The sequence below is a fragment of the Bradyrhizobium sp. SOJA106 genome, assembly GCF_059448745.1.
This window is the reverse complement of sequence record NZ_CM182549.1, coordinates 2,405,644-2,419,929: the sequence shown is the minus strand read 5'-3', so window position 1 is coordinate 2,419,929 and position 14,286 is coordinate 2,405,644. Positions and strand designations below refer to the sequence as shown.

The window sequence follows — 14,286 nt, the reverse complement described above, 5'->3', positions numbered from 1 at the left end:
TTGTGGGACGGCGCAAGTGCGCCTTTGTCCACCCTACGATACTGGACGCGCGGAGACAGGGGGGCACAACAAAGCTCAGTGAATACCCGCAAGAATCTGAAAGCACCCGATCGCGACCTCGATCACGATCAGCACCACCACCGCGACCTCGAGGCGGAGGGAGCGCTGGGTGTCGATGATGTCGGTCAGCGCGTTGGCGGTTTCCGACACCGCGGTGAGCTTGCGCTCGAGCGTGTCGAGGCGCTCCTTCAATTCATACTCGTCCTCGAGACGGGCATAGAGCCGGTCGAGCTCGGGCTTTTCCCAGAGCACGTCCGGCTTTTCGGCCACAGCGACACGGCCGGCGACGCGCTGCTGGACCAGGAGCGCATTGCCGATCAGTTGCAGCATGCCCTTGCGGCGCGGCGGCGTGCGGCCCTGCTCGGCGAGCTTGCGCGCGAAGGGCTCGATCACATCGAAGACGGCGGCCACGCGCCGCTCATCACGCGCCAGCGAGGTGCTCTTGGCGAGCGCATCCGCAATCAGGAGCAGCCGGTCGTCGGAGAACCTGGCAAGGCAGATCGGCCCGCCCGGCTGGATCACCTCGGCGTTTTCGTCCTTGCAGAGCTGGGCCTGCGCGGTCTCTTCCTCATAGGGGCTGAACTCGCCGATCACGCGGGACTTGAGGCCGTCGATCAGCACCTTCTCTTCCGAGGGAAGCAGCCCGATCAGCACGACGACGCCGTAGCGGAAGATCACGGCAAGGCCGCCATGGACGCGGAACGCGGCCGGCGTCGAGGAGACGAGCGTGCCGATCTCGAGGCCGGAGGCATTGATGCGTTCGCCGAGCATCACGGCGCGGATCCGCAAGGTCGGCGCGGCGTCCGGTTTCGGCGGTGCTGGCGTGGTGCCAATGGGAAGTTGATCGGCGGTCACTCGACTATCTCACTCTCGGCACCGGCGGTTGCGAGTTTTCCGGTCGTAAGGTCCATGTCAGACCGCCGATGCAGGCTTGCGGACCAGTAGCGTCTTCACCTCGATCATATCGGCGAAGACAGCCCCGTTTGAAGCTCACGAAGCCCGAAATTCGCCGAAACATTCGGCAATATTGTCCCCCTGCGCGCGACACATTTGGCTGCGATGGGCGGGCGCGGTTTACCATCGCATCCCGGAGCACCGCCAAAAAGTTGCACTCGGTAACGCCGCATGTTTATGACAAAGTCATAACAAGCTACGCTTCTCCCGAATTGCGGACATCGAAGCCACAATCATGCTGAGCGTCATCATTCCGACCGAAGGCGTCGAACAGACGGCGGTCGCAACTCTGGCCGCGCTGGTGCCCGGTGCCGCCGCCGGCATCATCCGCGAAGTCCTGCTGGTCGACGGCACCCGCAACGGCGTCATTGAGCGGGTTGCCGACGTCGCGGGCTGCCGTTTCATTGCCTTCGAGGGATCTTCTCATGGCGCCGCGCTCGCCGCCGGCGCGCATCAGGCCCGTTCGCCTTGGCTGATGTTCCTGCCCGCCGGCGCCGTGCTGGAAACCGGCTGGATCGAGGAGACCACCCAGTTCATCCAGGCCGTCTCGACCAGCGGACGGGATCGCGCAGCGGTGTTCCGCTATACCCGCTCACCTTACGCAGATACCGGTGTGCGCGACCTGCTCCGCGCCGTCGCGCGCAAGCTCGTCGGCCCGCTGGGCGATCAGGGACTTTTGATCGCGCGTGACCATTACGATCGGGTCGGCGGCTATCCGCCCCAAGCCCGCCGTTCCGAGGCGCGGCTGCTCCGCCGGCTCGGGCGCTCGTCCCGGACCATGCTGCGCAGCCGGATCGTCATGGTCGGCTGAGGCCGCCCAATACTTGCCAAAGTCAAATAATTATTTGACAATGGCAATTATTGAGGTGTCCCGATGTCATTCAACGGTACCGACCACCAGATCGCGGCAGTCCGCGCCTTCAACCGCTTTTACACCCGCAAGCTCGGCGTGCTCGACCAGCATCTTGGAAAGAGCCCGTTCTCCCTCAGCGAGGCGCGCGTGCTCTACGAGCTCGCACATCGCGACGATCTTTCGGCAAAGGAGATCGGCAACGAGCTCGGTCTCGATCCCGGCTATCTCAGCCGCATCGTGCAGAGCTTTGACGAGAAGGGACTGATCACGCGAACGCCCCTGCCCGCAGATCGCAGGCAATATCAGCTTAGCCTCACCGCCAAGGGCCGCCAGGCCTTTGCCCAGTTGAACCTCGGCTCGCAAAACGAGGTCGCCGCCATGCTGGCTCAGCTGTCGGCCAGCGATGCAACGCGGCTCACGCAGGCCATGGCGACCATCGAGGCCGTGCTGGAGCAACGCCGAAGCCAGCCCGCTTCGTTCATGCTGCGCAGCCATCGCGTCGGCGACATGGGCTGGGTCATCTCCAGCCAAGGCGCCGCCTATGCCGCGGACTACGGCTGGGACATCAGCTATGAGGCGCTGGTCGCCGAGATCTGCGCCCAGTTCATCAGGAATTACGACGCCGCGCGCGAGCACTGCTGGATCGCCGAGGTCGGCGGCGAGCCGGTCGGCTCGGTCTTCCTGGTCAAGGCCACCAACGAGATCGCCAAGCTGCGCCTGTTGCAGGTGGAGAAGAAGGCGCGCGGCCTCGGCGTCGGCCGCGCGCTGGTCGAGCAATGTATCCAGGGCGCACGCGAGCGCGGCTACAGCAGGATGACGCTGTGGACGCAAAGCATCCTGGTCGCCGCGCGCGGCATCTATCAGAGTGCCGGTTTCAAGCTCGTCGCCACGGAGCCGCATCACAGCTTCGGGCAGGATTTGATTGGCGAGACCTGGGAGATGGATCTGTAAAGCGCGATGCTGCGTAGATTATGGAGCGATGCGCATTGTGGTGCCCTCTCCCCTTGCGGGAGAGGGCAGCGACGCAAGTAGACACAACCTCACTAGGGTGAGGGGCATGTCTCCTCGCATTCCGTGCTGATAGATACCCCTCATCCGGCGCCATAGCCGAAGCTTCGCTTCGGCGTTCTTAAGAACGGCAGCCGCAGGCCGCCTGTGCCACCTTCCCCACAAGGGGGGAAGGGAAGAAAGAACAGACTACACTGTCGCGCCCTGCGCCTTTGGCCTGCGCAGATGCTCGTCCAGCCGCGGCATGATCTCGACGAAATTGCAGGGGCGCGTGCGGTAGTCGAGCTGGCTTGCGAGGATGCCGTCCCAGCCGTCGCGGCAGGCGCCGGGCGAGCCCGGCAGGCAGAAGATGTAGGTCGCGCCCGCAACGCCCGCGGTGGCACGGCTCTGAATCGTCGACGTGCCGATCTTGGCGTGGCTCAGCATGTGGAAGGCGATCGAGAAGCCGTCCATGCGCTTCTCGAACAGCGGCTCGATCGCCTCCGGCGTGACGTCGCGTCCGGTAAAGCCGGTGCCGCCGGTGGTGATGACGACGTCGATGCCGGCGTCCGCGATCCAGCGGCGGACGACGGCGCGGATCGCCTCGACGTCGTCGGTGACGATCTCGCGCGCGGCGAGATGGTGACCGGCTGCGGTCAGGCGGTCGGCGAGCGTCTGGCCGGATTTGTCGTCGGCCAGCGCGCGCGTATCGGAGACGGTGAGCACCGCGATGTTGAGCGGGATGAACTGTTTGGATTCATCGATCGAGGCCATTCTTCACCCTCACTCGTCGTTCCGGGGCTCGCAAAGCGAGAACCCGGAACCTCGCGCCGCAACTTCTGGATTCCGGGTTCGCGCTGCGCGCGCCCCGGAATGACGAACTACAACGCCCCGCTGCCGAACGTGTTGCAGGCCTGGACCGTGCCCTGCTGATAGCCGGTCATGAACCACTGCTTGCGTTGCGCCGCAGAGCCGTGAGTGAAGGAGTCGGGCACGACGCGGCCAGTGGCCTGGCGCTGCAGCGTGTCGTCGCCGATCGCGCTCGCCGTGGTCAGCGCGGCGTCGATGTCGCCGGGCTCGAGGAAGTTCGGACGCTTCTTGGCCTCGCGATTGACCCAGACGCCGGAGAGGCAATCCGCCTGCAACTCGACCTTGACCTGGAGCGCGTTGGCCTCGGCCTTGCTGCCGGCCTGCTGCTGCAGCCGCGTCACGCGCGGGATGATGCCGAGCAGGTTCTGGATGTGATGGCCGGCTTCATGCGCGATGATGTAGGCCGTGGTGAAATTGCACGCCGACTTGCCGGAGCAGCCGCGGAAGCGCGTCTCGACCTCGCGGAAGAAGCTGGTGTCGAGGAAGATGGTGCGGTCCGGCGGGCAGTAGAACGGCCCCATCGCCGACTGCGCCATGCCGCAGCGGCCGCCATTGGTGGCGTTGCGGAACAGCACGACCTTCGGACCGGTATAGGACTGGCCGCTGGCCTGGAAAATCTCGCTCCAACGATCGTCGATCTCGCCGAGGATGCCGGATATCATGCTGCCGACCTCGTCGGTCGGCGCGCCGCGCTTGGCGGAGGTCGACTGCCGATCGGTCTGGTAGCTCGGCGCCTGGCCGCCGCCGGAGAGGATCTCGGCGCCGCCGATCAGGATGCGCGGATCGATGCCGAAGGCATAGCCGATCAGGCCGAGCACGATGATGGTGCCGATGCCGAGACCGCCGCCGCCCATCGGCAGGCCGAACCCGCCGCCTCCACCGCCGCCAAAGCCACCACCTTCGTCGCGACGATCCTCGATGTCGTCGCTGCGGCGGAAGTCATCGTAACGCATGGCGGCTGTCCCTTGGCGGTCCCTGATTTGGGGGTCCCTGATTCAGTTTCGTCGGCGCACAGAAACGCAAAAGCTCAACGCGCCACACAGGTAAAATTTCCAGTGCGTTAATCAATATCCCGGTCGGCAAAAATTGCCTAGTGCGACAGCACGTCCGCACCAGCAATTTTTTCCTGTCCGCGTGCAATTTTTTCCGAGAGAAATTTGCAGCCGCGGCGGCCGCTGCGCCGCAGATGAATGCGAAATATACTGTAAAACACAGCGATTGCGCGCACCACAACGCATGAGGCCACTAATGCGAGGCCTGCTCAGAAAAGCAGCGGGTTAAGTCGTTTTTTACTTTGCCGCTGCAATGTAACGACCAGTCGGTTGTTTGGTCCCGCGTCGCCGACAGCGTCGCCTGAGTCAGAGTTCTTGAGTCATGGTAGAGTCGCGTCGCGGGGCGTCTGCAAGGGCGCCCCGCACAAATTTTGAGTCCGCCTCGCATCGCATCATCGTCGGCGACTGCGTCGCCGAGATGTCGAAGCTTCAGGCCGGCAGCGTCGATCTGGTGTTCGCAGATCCGCCGTACAATCTTCAGCTCAAGGGCGATCTCAAGCGTCCCGACGAATCCCATGTCGATGCCGTCAACGACGCGTGGGACAAGTTCGATTCGTTTTCCGCCTATGACGATTTCACCCGCGCCTGGCTCTTGGCCGCGCGCCGCGCGATGAAGCCGTCGGCGACGATTTGGGTGATCGGCTCCTATCACAACATCTTCCGCGTCGGCGCGATCATGCAGGACCTCGGCTTCTGGCTCCTGAACGACATCGTCTGGCGCAAGACCAACCCGATGCCGAATTTCCGCGGCCGCCGCTTCACCAATGCGCACGAAACGATGATCTGGGCCGCGCGCGACGAAAAAGCCAAGGGCTACACGTTCAACTACGAAGCGCTGAAGGCCGCCAACGAGGACGTGCAGGCACGCTCGGACTGGCTGATCCCGCTCTGCACCGGCGAAGAGCGCCTCAAGGGCGCCGACGGCAAGAAGGTGCATCCGACGCAGAAGCCGGAAGGCCTGCTCGCGCGCGTGCTGCTGTCGTCGTCGAAGCCCGGCGATCTCGTGATCGATCCCTTCAACGGCACCGGCACCACCGGCGCCGTCGCCAAGCGCCTCGGCCGCTCCTATATCGGCTTCGAGCGCGACAAGACCTATGCGAAGGCCGCGGAAGCGCGCATCGCCAAGGTCGAGCCGCTGCCGGAAGAGAGCCTCGCCCCGTTCATGACCGCGCGCGAAGCCCCGCGCGTCGCGTTCGCCGAGTTGATCGAGCGCGGCATGATCATGCCCGGCACGAAACTGTTCGACGCCAAGAAGAAGCTCGGCGCCCTGGTGCGCGCCGACGGCGCCATCATGCTCGGCGACAAGGTCGGCTCGATCCACCGCATCGGCGCGGTCGCGCAAGGCGCGCAGGCCTGCAACGGCTGGACCTTCTGGCACGTCGAGACCAAGAAGGGCCTGAAGCTGATCGACGAGCTGCGGGCGGAGATCCGTGCGGGGATGGCGGCGGAGTAAGGTCCCTCCATCGTCATTCCGGGGCTTGCGAAGCGCCGTGCCTACGAATCCTTCTCCGTAGATGCAGAACGTGGGCACGCTTCGCTTTGCCCACCCTACGGCGCCTTGAATGAGGCAACAGCCAGGACTAAACTTGCGGGATCAGCCCCGTCCTGACGGTTGGCCCTCATGCGACGACAGTCCGAGACTTTGCTGCTGGTGCCGCTGCTGCCGATCTTCCTGCTCGGCATGTTTCCGATGTTCCTGATCGCACTGCTCGGCTTCTTCGGCCTCGCGCTGTTCGGCGTGCTCGTGGTCTGCGTCGGCCTCGCCAGCAGCAACGAGGCGCACGACAATTTCAACCACGACGTCATCGTGCACGGCTATGCCCGGCAAACGGAGCGCGCGGCGCGGGCGTCCGACATGCATCTGGCCGCCAAGCTTGGACTGCGCCTGGAGGCGATCGGCGCGGCGATGGTCGTTACTGCGGCGATCGGGCTTTGTTATGCCGGCTGATCTGCGTGGCGCGCAGATACCGCCCGGCAAACTCGCCGGTTGCGCGTCCGGCCCCGGGTTTGGCAAGAGAGGTCGCCACGCGTTCGCTCTCGGCAACACACTGGGGAGATGCTCAATGCTCAAATTCTATTTCAACGGATCGCCGAACCCGACCAAGGTCGCGCTCTTCCTCGAGGAATCCGGACTGCCTTTCGAGCCCGTCGCGGTCGACACCCGCAAGGGCGAGCAGTTCACGCCGGACTATCTGAAGATCAATCCGAACGCCAAGGTGCCGGCGATCGACGACAATGGCACGATCGTGTTCGATTCCAACGCCATCCTGCTCTATCTGGCCGAGAAGACCGGAAAGTTTCTGCCCGCCAATCGCGCCGAATTGCTGTCGTGGCTGATGTTCGTGGCGACCGGCGTCGGACCGTATTCGGGTCAGGCGGTGCACTTCAAGCATTTCGCGCCGAAGGACCAGAACCACGACTACGCCCATAACCGCTACCAGTACGAGACCGATCGCCACTACACGATCCTGGACGGTCACCTCAAGGGCCGCAGCTACATGGTCGGCGATGCCTATTCGATCGTCGACATGGCGCTGTGGGGCTGGGCGCGGATGGTGCCGTTCAAGCTCGGCGATGGCGCCTTCGCGCGCTACCCGAACGTGAAGCGGCTCGTCGACGAGATCTCGGCGCGGCCGGCGGCGGCGCGCGCGATCGCGCTGAAGGACAAGTTCACCTTCAAGGCCGAGATGGACGACGAGGCGCGCCGCAACATGTTCAGGCACATGGCGACCAAGGTGGCCTGATCGCGTCCTGCCGCCGTTTGAAGGCCACGCGCATGCGCGTGGCCTTTTGCTTTTTCAGGCGGCGTGGACCGAGCTCAGGAACCGCGCGACTTCCTGCTTCAGGCGGCTGCTGTCCGACGACAGCGAGCGTGCCGCCGACAGCACCTGCGATGAGGCCGAGCCGGTCTCGGAGGCGCCGCGCTGGACGTCGCCGATATTGGTCGAGACACGCTGGGTGCCATGAGCGGCCTGCTGGACGTTGCGGGAAATTTCCCGCGTCGCCGCGCCCTGCTGCTCCACGGCCGCGGCCACAGTCGAGGCGATCTCCGACAGCCGCTCGATGGTGCCGCTGATCTCGCGGATCGAGTCAACCGATTCCTCGGTCGCGGACTGGATGCCGGAGACCTGCTGGGCGATCTCGTCGGTCGCCTTCGCGGTCTGCTGGGCGAGCGCCTTGACCTCGGAAGCGACCACGGCAAAGCCGCGGCCGGCATCGCCGGCGCGCGCCGCCTCGATGGTGGCGTTGAGCGCGAGCAGATTGGTCTGGCCGGCGATGGTGCTGATCAGCTCCACCACATCGCCGATGCGGGCGGCGGCCTTGGACAGCTCGCCGACGCGCGCATTGGTCCGGCTCGCCTGGCCGACCGCCTCGGTGGCGATGCGGGCGGATTCCTGCACCTGGCGGGCGATCTCGCTCACCGAGGAGGACAGCTCTTCCGTCGCCGAGGCGACGGCCTGCACGTTGGCCGTGGCTTCCTGCGAGGCGGAGGCGACTTCCGTCGACAGGTCCTGGGCACGCGAGGCGGTCGTGGTGAGCGTCCCGGCCGAGGCCTCCAGCTCGCTCGATGCCGACGAGACGGTGTCGACGATCTCGCCGACCGCCTGCTCGAATTGGTCGGCCAGCCGGACCATGTCTTTCTTGCGGCTTTCGGCCTGCCGCGCCTCGGCCTCGACCTGCTCGGCGCGCAGGCGTTCGGTTTCGACCATGTTGTCCTTGAACACCTGGATCGCCTTGGCCATGTCGCCGATCTCATCGGCCTTGCCGCGTCCGGGAATCTCGACGTCGAGATTGCCGCCGGCCAATAGCCCCATCGCACGGGTCATCGAGGTCAGGGGACCGACGAGGCTGCGGGCAGTCAGGAAGGCCACGATCAGGCCGAACAGGACGGCGATGCCGCCCGCAATCTCCTGCACCGTCGTCGTGCCGTCGATGACAGCTTCGGCCTGGGTGCGGGATTCCTTGTAGTCCTTCTTCAGGGTGGTTTCCGCGGCCCTGAGCTTGGCGATGCTGTCGACGATCAGCGGCGCGAGGTTCTTATGGTAGATCTCGTCGGCCTGGAGCATCGCCGCCGACGTGGTCTCGAACGCGGATTTATAGATTCCGAGCGAGGTCTTCACCGGCGCGAGCGTGGTGCGCAGCTCGCTCGCCTGCGGGCTCTTTTCGAGCGCCGATAGCCGCTGCATCGCTCTGTCCACATTGGTCCTGAAGTTGGCCGGCCCCTTGGTGTCGCGCAGAGCCAGAAAACGCCAGTTTGCGATTTGCACGACGAGCAGCCTCGATTCGAGATCCGCAACCAGCGCCGCGGTGTCTTCGTCGACCGCCGCGCGTGCGACGTCGACCAGCTTGCCCATCTTGACGGTCAGCTCGTCGCCGCTCGGCAGCAGCGTCGCCTTGCCCGTGCGCGCCTCGTTGACGGCATCGCCGAGATTGTCGCGCAGGCTTCGCATCCTGGCGATGTCGGCGATCAGATCGTTGTAGAGCTTCCGCCGCTCCTCGGAGGCCGTCCCCTTCGCGCCGACTTGCAGCAGCTCGGTCGCCGCGGCCTCCCGCTCGGACGCCTCCCTCATCGTGGATTCATTGGCGTCGTAGATGTAGCGCAGATTGGCCCGCTGGATCGCCTGGAGATGGGTCGAGATCTCCAGGACCCGCGCCGTGCTGTCCGAAAATGCCGAGGCCTTCGCGACCTGCTCCTGCACGGACCTCAAATTCCAGATGGCAACCACCGCCATCACGAGACCGACCGCCACCAGGGCCATGAAGCCTGCGTACAGGCGTCCCCTGATCCGCAAACGAAACTTCGGCATTCCCACTGTCCACCCAGATGCATGTGAATTCGAGCGGACCGAACGAATCCGGCAATCGTCACGGCCACCCTGGCAGCCGCGCGTCGCGCTGTGAAGGCGACTCACGCTGCACCGCGACACAATGGGGGACACTCGTTAATTGAACCTTCCAATATTTCGCGCAGACCTGCGGCGAAGCGCGCAAAATTTGCTGATTTTATAGCCAGCTATGCATGAATCGGCGCGCTCACCATCTCGGGTTGCGAAGATGAAGGACGCGCCGATGTCCGCTCTGCCGTTTTACTTCCGCCGAATGGGATTCTTCAGCTCATACGCAATCTCCGACCGGGTCATGCCGCAGTCCTGAAGCTCCCGTTCGGTCATGGCAGCGAGCTGGCAACGGGCGCGCGACTGCTCCCGCCGAACCCGCATGACGTCCACCAGCGTCCGCCATGCTCGCACGACGATCGGCGGCCGTGACGAATGGGACCGGCCGGCCGACGCGGTGTCGTTCAATCCGGTCAGCTCGCGGCCCTCACACCCGTTTGCGGAAACGGGCCAAGCGCCTTCTCGGTCAGGGCGGAGTCGCAGTATTCCCGGATCTCCTTGATCTTGCCGTCCTCGATCTGAAACACCAGACAATAATCGTTGTCGTAGCGCACGCCCTCGGGCGTGACGTTGTCGCCCTTGGCTTCCACCACGACGATGTCGCCATCGGCGATGAAGCGGTGAGCCACGGTGCGTGTGCGATCGCGCAGGCGGGTGCGCACATAGCCGTGCAGGTCGTTGAGGATCGCCTCCTTGCCGTTGAAGGTGCGCGACCAGGAATACTGGCCGGTCACGACCCATCTGGCATCGTCGGCAAGGCTTGCGGTGAACAGGGCGCGATCGCGCGCGGCCGGATCGGGATTGGCGGCGGCGGCGAAAATATCCTGCATCAGTTTCTTGTTGGCGCTCGCGCTCATGGCGGCATCTCCTTTGGTAAGAACCACGGAGATCATCGTTTGCCGATCGAAATTCTTCAAATCGATATCAGATATGATATCTATTCACCTCATGAATTTGAACTCCCTTGACCTCAATCTCCTGACTGCGCTCGACGCGCTGCTGCGCGAGGCCAATGTCAGCCGCGCCGCGATGAGGATTGGCCTGTCGCAGCCGGCGGCGAGTCACGCGCTGCAGCGCCTGCGCGACATTTTCGGCGATCCGCTGCTGGTGCGCACCGGCGCGCGGATGGAGCTGACGCCGCGGGCACAGGCGCTGCGCGCGCCCCTGGCGCAGGCGCTCGACCAGGTCCGCGGGCTGTTCCTGCCTGAGGACTTCGATGCCGCGCGCAGCGAGCGGCAATTCCGCCTGATGATGCCGGATCTCGCGGTCGAGCTGCTAATGCCGCCCTTGATGGAGAAGGTGACGCGCCTTGCGCCCAACGTCCGCATCGACGTCGTGCCGTGGCGGGGGCCCGCGATCTTCCACGCCGAATTTGCCCGCACCATCGACCTCGTGATCTCGATCGGCAACGCCTTCAAAGGATTTCACCGCCAGCTGCTCTACACCGATAGCGATGCGCTGGCGGTGCGGCGCGGGCATCCGGTTGGAGCGAAGCTGAAGCGACGTGAGACGTTCCTGGCCGCGCGCCATGTCGGCGTCATCATCCGCGGCAATGCTGAGGATCTGATCGACACCTGGCTGCACAGCCACGGCATCGAGCGGCACATTGCGCTGGTGGTATCGGGCTATCTCGAAGCGCTGCACGTCGCGGCGCGAACGGACCTCGTCGCCTTCGTGCCGCGCCGATTGATCGCGGCGCTGTCCAGGCAGCTCGGCCTCGTCACGGTGACGCCGCCGCTCGACCCCGGGATCGACGAGCAGTTCATGTTCTATCCGACCCGCGCGCAGATGGATCCGGGCTCGATCTGGCTGCGGCGCCTGATGCTCCAGACCGGTCGGGAGCTGGAGCAAGCCAAGCGCAAGCTCTCGTAGGGTGGGCAAAGCGAAGCGTGCCCACCTTCTGTCACTGCCGGAGAAAAGATCGTGGGCACGGCGCGTTGCGCCTTTGCCCACCCCAGCGGAGCAGTGCTCCTACGCCTTCTGCGCGTCCATAACCTTGCGGATCGCCGGGCGATTGGACATGCGCTTGAAGTGATCCGCGATCTTCGGAGTCGCGTTGATGTCGACGCTGTCCCCTTCGAGCCAGTGCGAGAGCGTGTGGAGATAGGGATCGCAGATCGTGAACTGATCGCCCATCACCCAGGGGCCTTTGAACATCTTCTGCTCGATGAGCTTGAAGCAGGCGGCCATGGTCTTCGGCACCATCGCCTTCATGTCGGCGAACGAGCTCTCCTCGGTCGCCCAGCGCGCACCGCGCATCTTGTGGGCGTGGTTGATGTGCACGGTCGAGCAGAGATAGGAGTTGAACGACTGCACTTGCGCGAAGTCGAAGGGGTCGTCGAGCGGCGCGAGCTTCGCCTTCGGGAAGATTTGCGCGATATAGGCCAGCATCGCCGGCGTCTCGGTGAGGACGCCGCGATCGGTCACCAGCGCCGGCACGCGGCCCTTCGGGTTGATCGCGAGATAGTCCGGGCTGTTCTGCTGGTTGTCCTTGAAGCTCAGCCGTTCGGCCGTGTAGTCGGCGCCGGCCTCCTCCAGGGTCATATAGGTGGCGAGCGCACAGGTGCCGGTGGCGTAGTAGAGCTTGAGCATGTCGGACCTCATGGGAAAATTGGAAATTAACGGCTGCCGGAGCCCAGGTCCATAGCACGATATCCTGTTCGCAGTTGCCCACCGCCGCCCGCCTGTGCCAAGACGCCGAGGATCGGAGGGGGATTTGTCATGACGGTACTCATCGCCGGTGGCGGCATCGGCGGGCTGACGCTTGCGCTCAGCCTGCATCAAATCGGCGTTCCCGTAAAAGTGCTCGAGAGCGTCGCGGAACTGAAGCCGCTGGGCGTCGGCATCAACGTGCTGCCGCATGCGGTCCGCGAGCTGATCGAGCTCGGGCTGATGGACAAGTTGGATGCCAGCGGTGTGCGGACCCGCGAGCTCGCCTATTTCTCAAAGCACGGCAAGCCGATCTGGAGCGAGCCGCGCGGGTTGGAAGCCGGCTACAAATGGCCGCAATTCTCGATCCACCGCGGCACGCTCCAGCAAATCCTGCTCGATATCGCGGTCGAGCGGCTCGGCCGCGAGAACATCCTGACCAGCCATCATCTGACCGGCTGGACTGAGACGGCCAACGGCGTGCGCGCCGACTTCATCGACCGGGCGACCGGCAAGGCCGCCGGCAGTTATGATGGCGCGATCCTGATCGCCGCCGACGGCATCCATTCCGCCGCGCGCGAAAAGCTCTATCCGCAGGAGGGACCGCCAATCTGGAACGGCCGCATCCTCTGGCGCGGCGTCACGCCATCGAAGGCCTTCCTCACCGGCCGCACCATGATCATGGCCGGCCACGAAATCCTGAAATTCGTCTGCTATCCGATCTCCAAGGAGCCGGACGAATCAGGCAACCATCTGATCAACTGGGTGGCCGAGCGGCACATGCCGCCGACCTATCAGTGGCGGCGCGAGGACTATAACCGCACCGCGCGGCTCGATGAGTTTTTGCCCTGGTTCGAGAGCTGGCAGTTCGATTGGCTCGACGTGCCCGGTCTCATCAGGAACTGCCCGCCGCACGCTTACGAATATCCGCTGGTCGACCGCGATCCAGTGTCGCAATGGACATTCGGCAAGGTCACGCTGATGGGCGATGCCGCGCATCCGATGTATCCGATCGGCTCCAATGGCGCCTCGCAGGCGATCCTCGATGCCCGCGTCATCACCCGCGAGATCCTGGCGCACGGCCCGACGCAGGCCGCGCTGCTCGCCTACGAGGCCGAGCGCAGGCCGGCAACCACCGACCTCGTCCTGCTCAACCGCAAGAACGGACCCGAGCAGGTGATGCAACTGGTCGAGGAGCGCGCGCCCGATGGCTACAAGGTGGTCACCGACGTGCTGTCGCAGCAGGAGCTGGAAGACATCGCTGCGAACTACAAGCGCGTCGCGGGATTCCAGGTGGAGGCGCTCAACGCCAAGCCGCCGATCGTGAGCAAGGACGCGCGCGCAGAGGTGTAAGGGTCATTCCCTGATAGCGCGGCTTTCCAGGGTTCGTCATGTCCGGGCTTGTTCCCGGGCATCCACGTTCTTCGTTCCGCTTGGCAAGGCGTGGATGGCCGGGACAAGCCCGGCCATGACGATGCAGAAGCTTGGGCGCGCGAACGCTAACACGCGAAGCGGAAAGCGCCCGCCTTACTTCATCACCCTCGCCGCCTCCAACAACCTCTCGCTGGCACTCGCCGTCGCCAGCACCGTGCCGTCCTCCGCCGTCAGCTTGCCCTCGACGAACGCGATCGTCTTCCCGAGCTGCGTCACCTTGGCTTCGCCGATGATCGGCCCGGGCTTTGCCGGCGCCAAAAAGTTCACCGTCATGCTGATGGTGATGGTGTAGAGCCGGCCCTCGCTCATCACCAGCACCGCCGGACCCATGGTGTCGTCGAGCATGGAAGAGAGCATGCCGCCCTGGATGAAGCCTGCGGGGTTGCAGAACTCCGGCTTGCCGCCGAAGGAGAGCTTGATCCAGCCCTCTTCGGGGCGGGCGTCGAGCAGGCGCCATCCCAACAGCTCGGCGCAGGGCGGCCTCGGAAAATTGTCGAGCGCGGTCTTGACCATGCGGCACCTCCGTTGCTGC

15 protein-coding genes are annotated in these 14,286 nt (G+C 64.7%); 7 read left to right on the top strand and 8 right to left on the bottom strand.

Annotation, left to right across the window (positions count from 1 at the left end):
- Positions 1 to 75: 75 nt before the first annotated feature.
- Entirely contained in the window at positions 76 to 915 is an 840-nt protein-coding gene (locus AC5V87_RS10695; protein ID WP_495370933.1) for an RMD1 family protein, read from the bottom strand.
- 334 nt (positions 916 to 1,249) lie between these two features.
- Here AC5V87_RS10695 and AC5V87_RS10690 point away from each other — a divergent pair, with 334 nt between their 5' ends.
- Positions 1,250 to 1,825: a glycosyltransferase family protein gene (locus AC5V87_RS10690; RefSeq protein WP_495370932.1), complete on the top strand. Its 576-nt coding sequence runs from the start codon at positions 1,250 to 1,252 to the stop codon at positions 1,823 to 1,825.
- 63 nt (positions 1,826 to 1,888) lie between these two features.
- The gene (locus AC5V87_RS10685; protein ID WP_456840150.1) at positions 1,889 to 2,818 is read left to right on the top strand and encodes a bifunctional helix-turn-helix transcriptional regulator/GNAT family N-acetyltransferase; all 930 of its coding nucleotides are present in this window, start codon (positions 1,889 to 1,891) and stop codon (positions 2,816 to 2,818) included.
- 246 nt (positions 2,819 to 3,064) lie between these two features.
- Here the strand turns inward: AC5V87_RS10685 and moaB are convergent, their stop codons facing one another.
- Positions 3,065 to 3,628, bottom strand: a complete 564-nt coding sequence (gene moaB, locus AC5V87_RS10680) for a molybdenum cofactor biosynthesis protein B (RefSeq protein WP_495370931.1) — start codon at positions 3,626 to 3,628, stop codon at positions 3,065 to 3,067.
- A gap of 107 nt (positions 3,629 to 3,735) precedes the next feature.
- Complete coding sequence (ypfJ, locus tag AC5V87_RS10675; RefSeq protein WP_495370930.1) at positions 3,736 to 4,677, bottom strand: KPN_02809 family neutral zinc metallopeptidase; 942 nt, start codon at positions 4,675 to 4,677, stop codon at positions 3,736 to 3,738.
- Between the two features lie 421 nt (positions 4,678 to 5,098).
- Between ypfJ and AC5V87_RS10670 the strand changes: the two genes are divergently transcribed.
- The 3 genes from AC5V87_RS10670 (at position 5,099) to AC5V87_RS10660 (ending at position 7,520) form a co-directional block, all read left to right on the top strand.
- The gene (locus AC5V87_RS10670) at positions 5,099 to 6,229 is read left to right on the top strand and encodes a site-specific DNA-methyltransferase (protein WP_456840153.1); all 1,131 of its coding nucleotides are present in this window, start codon (positions 5,099 to 5,101) and stop codon (positions 6,227 to 6,229) included.
- Positions 6,230 to 6,397: 168 nt separating this feature from the next.
- Positions 6,398 to 6,724, top strand: coding sequence for a hypothetical protein (locus tag AC5V87_RS10665; RefSeq protein ID WP_495370929.1), 327 nt, complete (start codon positions 6,398 to 6,400; stop codon positions 6,722 to 6,724).
- A gap of 115 nt (positions 6,725 to 6,839) precedes the next feature.
- Positions 6,840 to 7,520, top strand: a complete 681-nt coding sequence (locus tag AC5V87_RS10660; RefSeq protein ID WP_495370928.1) for a glutathione S-transferase family protein — start codon at positions 6,840 to 6,842, stop codon at positions 7,518 to 7,520.
- A gap of 54 nt (positions 7,521 to 7,574) precedes the next feature.
- Here AC5V87_RS10660 and AC5V87_RS10655 read toward each other — a convergent pair whose 3' ends face one another.
- The 3 genes from AC5V87_RS10655 to AC5V87_RS10645 form a co-directional block, all read right to left on the bottom strand.
- Positions 7,575 to 9,584 carry a HAMP domain-containing methyl-accepting chemotaxis protein gene (locus tag AC5V87_RS10655; protein ID WP_495370927.1) on the bottom strand — a complete coding sequence of 670 codons (2,010 nt, stop codon included), beginning with the start codon at positions 9,582 to 9,584 and terminating at the stop codon, positions 7,575 to 7,577.
- A gap of 279 nt (positions 9,585 to 9,863) precedes the next feature.
- The gene (locus tag AC5V87_RS10650) at positions 9,864 to 9,995 is read right to left on the bottom strand and encodes a YjiS-like domain-containing protein (RefSeq protein WP_456843408.1); all 132 of its coding nucleotides are present in this window, start codon (positions 9,993 to 9,995) and stop codon (positions 9,864 to 9,866) included.
- Between the two features lie 89 nt (positions 9,996 to 10,084).
- The gene (locus AC5V87_RS10645; protein WP_495370926.1) at positions 10,085 to 10,528 is read right to left on the bottom strand and encodes a nuclear transport factor 2 family protein; all 444 of its coding nucleotides are present in this window, start codon (positions 10,526 to 10,528) and stop codon (positions 10,085 to 10,087) included.
- A 91-nt stretch (positions 10,529 to 10,619) separates the two neighbouring features.
- Between AC5V87_RS10645 and AC5V87_RS10640 the strand changes: the two genes are divergently transcribed.
- Complete coding sequence (locus tag AC5V87_RS10640; protein WP_495370925.1) at positions 10,620 to 11,543, top strand: LysR family transcriptional regulator; 924 nt, start codon at positions 10,620 to 10,622, stop codon at positions 11,541 to 11,543.
- Positions 11,544 to 11,642: 99 nt separating this feature from the next.
- Here AC5V87_RS10640 and AC5V87_RS10635 read toward each other — a convergent pair whose 3' ends face one another.
- Complete coding sequence (locus AC5V87_RS10635) at positions 11,643 to 12,263, bottom strand: glutathione S-transferase family protein (protein ID WP_456840159.1); 621 nt, start codon at positions 12,261 to 12,263, stop codon at positions 11,643 to 11,645.
- Between the two features lie 129 nt (positions 12,264 to 12,392).
- Between AC5V87_RS10635 and AC5V87_RS10630 the strand changes: the two genes are divergently transcribed.
- Entirely contained in the window at positions 12,393 to 13,673 is a 1,281-nt protein-coding gene (locus AC5V87_RS10630; protein ID WP_495370924.1) for a flavin-dependent oxidoreductase, read from the top strand.
- Between the two features lie 174 nt (positions 13,674 to 13,847).
- Here the strand turns inward: AC5V87_RS10630 and AC5V87_RS10625 are convergent, their stop codons facing one another.
- Positions 13,848 to 14,267 (bottom strand): PaaI family thioesterase, encoded by a 420-nt coding sequence (locus tag AC5V87_RS10625; RefSeq protein WP_495370923.1) that lies wholly within the window; start codon positions 14,265 to 14,267, stop codon positions 13,848 to 13,850.
- Positions 14,268 to 14,286 lie beyond the last annotated feature (19 nt).

What these genes read in the sequence shown, in the direction of transcription:
- AC5V87_RS10660 (WP_495370928.1), top strand. Translation starts at nt 6,840, where the DNA reads ATGCTCAAATTCTATTTCAACGGATCGCCGAACCCGACCAAGGTCGCG.
- AC5V87_RS10670 (WP_456840153.1), top strand. Translation starts at nt 5,099, where the DNA reads ATGGTAGAGTCGCGTCGCGGGGCGTCTGCAAGGGCGCCCCGCACAAAT.
- AC5V87_RS10690 (WP_495370932.1), top strand. Translation starts at nt 1,250, where the DNA reads ATGCTGAGCGTCATCATTCCGACCGAAGGCGTCGAACAGACGGCGGTC.
- AC5V87_RS10645 (WP_495370926.1), bottom strand. Translation starts at nt 10,528, where the DNA reads ATGAGCGCGAGCGCCAACAAGAAACTGATGCAGGATATTTTCGCCGCC.
- moaB (WP_495370931.1), bottom strand. Translation starts at nt 3,628, where the DNA reads ATGGCCTCGATCGATGAATCCAAACAGTTCATCCCGCTCAACATCGCG.
- AC5V87_RS10650 (WP_456843408.1), bottom strand. Translation starts at nt 9,995, where the DNA reads ATGCGGGTTCGGCGGGAGCAGTCGCGCGCCCGTTGCCAGCTCGCTGCC.
- AC5V87_RS10685 (WP_456840150.1), top strand. Translation starts at nt 1,889, where the DNA reads ATGTCATTCAACGGTACCGACCACCAGATCGCGGCAGTCCGCGCCTTC.
- AC5V87_RS10625 (WP_495370923.1), bottom strand. Translation starts at nt 14,267, where the DNA reads ATGGTCAAGACCGCGCTCGACAATTTTCCGAGGCCGCCCTGCGCCGAG.
- AC5V87_RS10665 (WP_495370929.1), top strand. Translation starts at nt 6,398, where the DNA reads ATGCGACGACAGTCCGAGACTTTGCTGCTGGTGCCGCTGCTGCCGATC.
- AC5V87_RS10655 (WP_495370927.1), bottom strand. Translation starts at nt 9,584, where the DNA reads ATGCCGAAGTTTCGTTTGCGGATCAGGGGACGCCTGTACGCAGGCTTC.
- AC5V87_RS10635 (WP_456840159.1), bottom strand. Translation starts at nt 12,263, where the DNA reads ATGCTCAAGCTCTACTACGCCACCGGCACCTGTGCGCTCGCCACCTAT.
- AC5V87_RS10630 (WP_495370924.1), top strand. Translation starts at nt 12,393, where the DNA reads ATGACGGTACTCATCGCCGGTGGCGGCATCGGCGGGCTGACGCTTGCG.
- AC5V87_RS10640 (WP_495370925.1), top strand. Translation starts at nt 10,620, where the DNA reads ATGAATTTGAACTCCCTTGACCTCAATCTCCTGACTGCGCTCGACGCG.
- ypfJ (WP_495370930.1), bottom strand. Translation starts at nt 4,677, where the DNA reads ATGCGTTACGATGACTTCCGCCGCAGCGACGACATCGAGGATCGTCGC.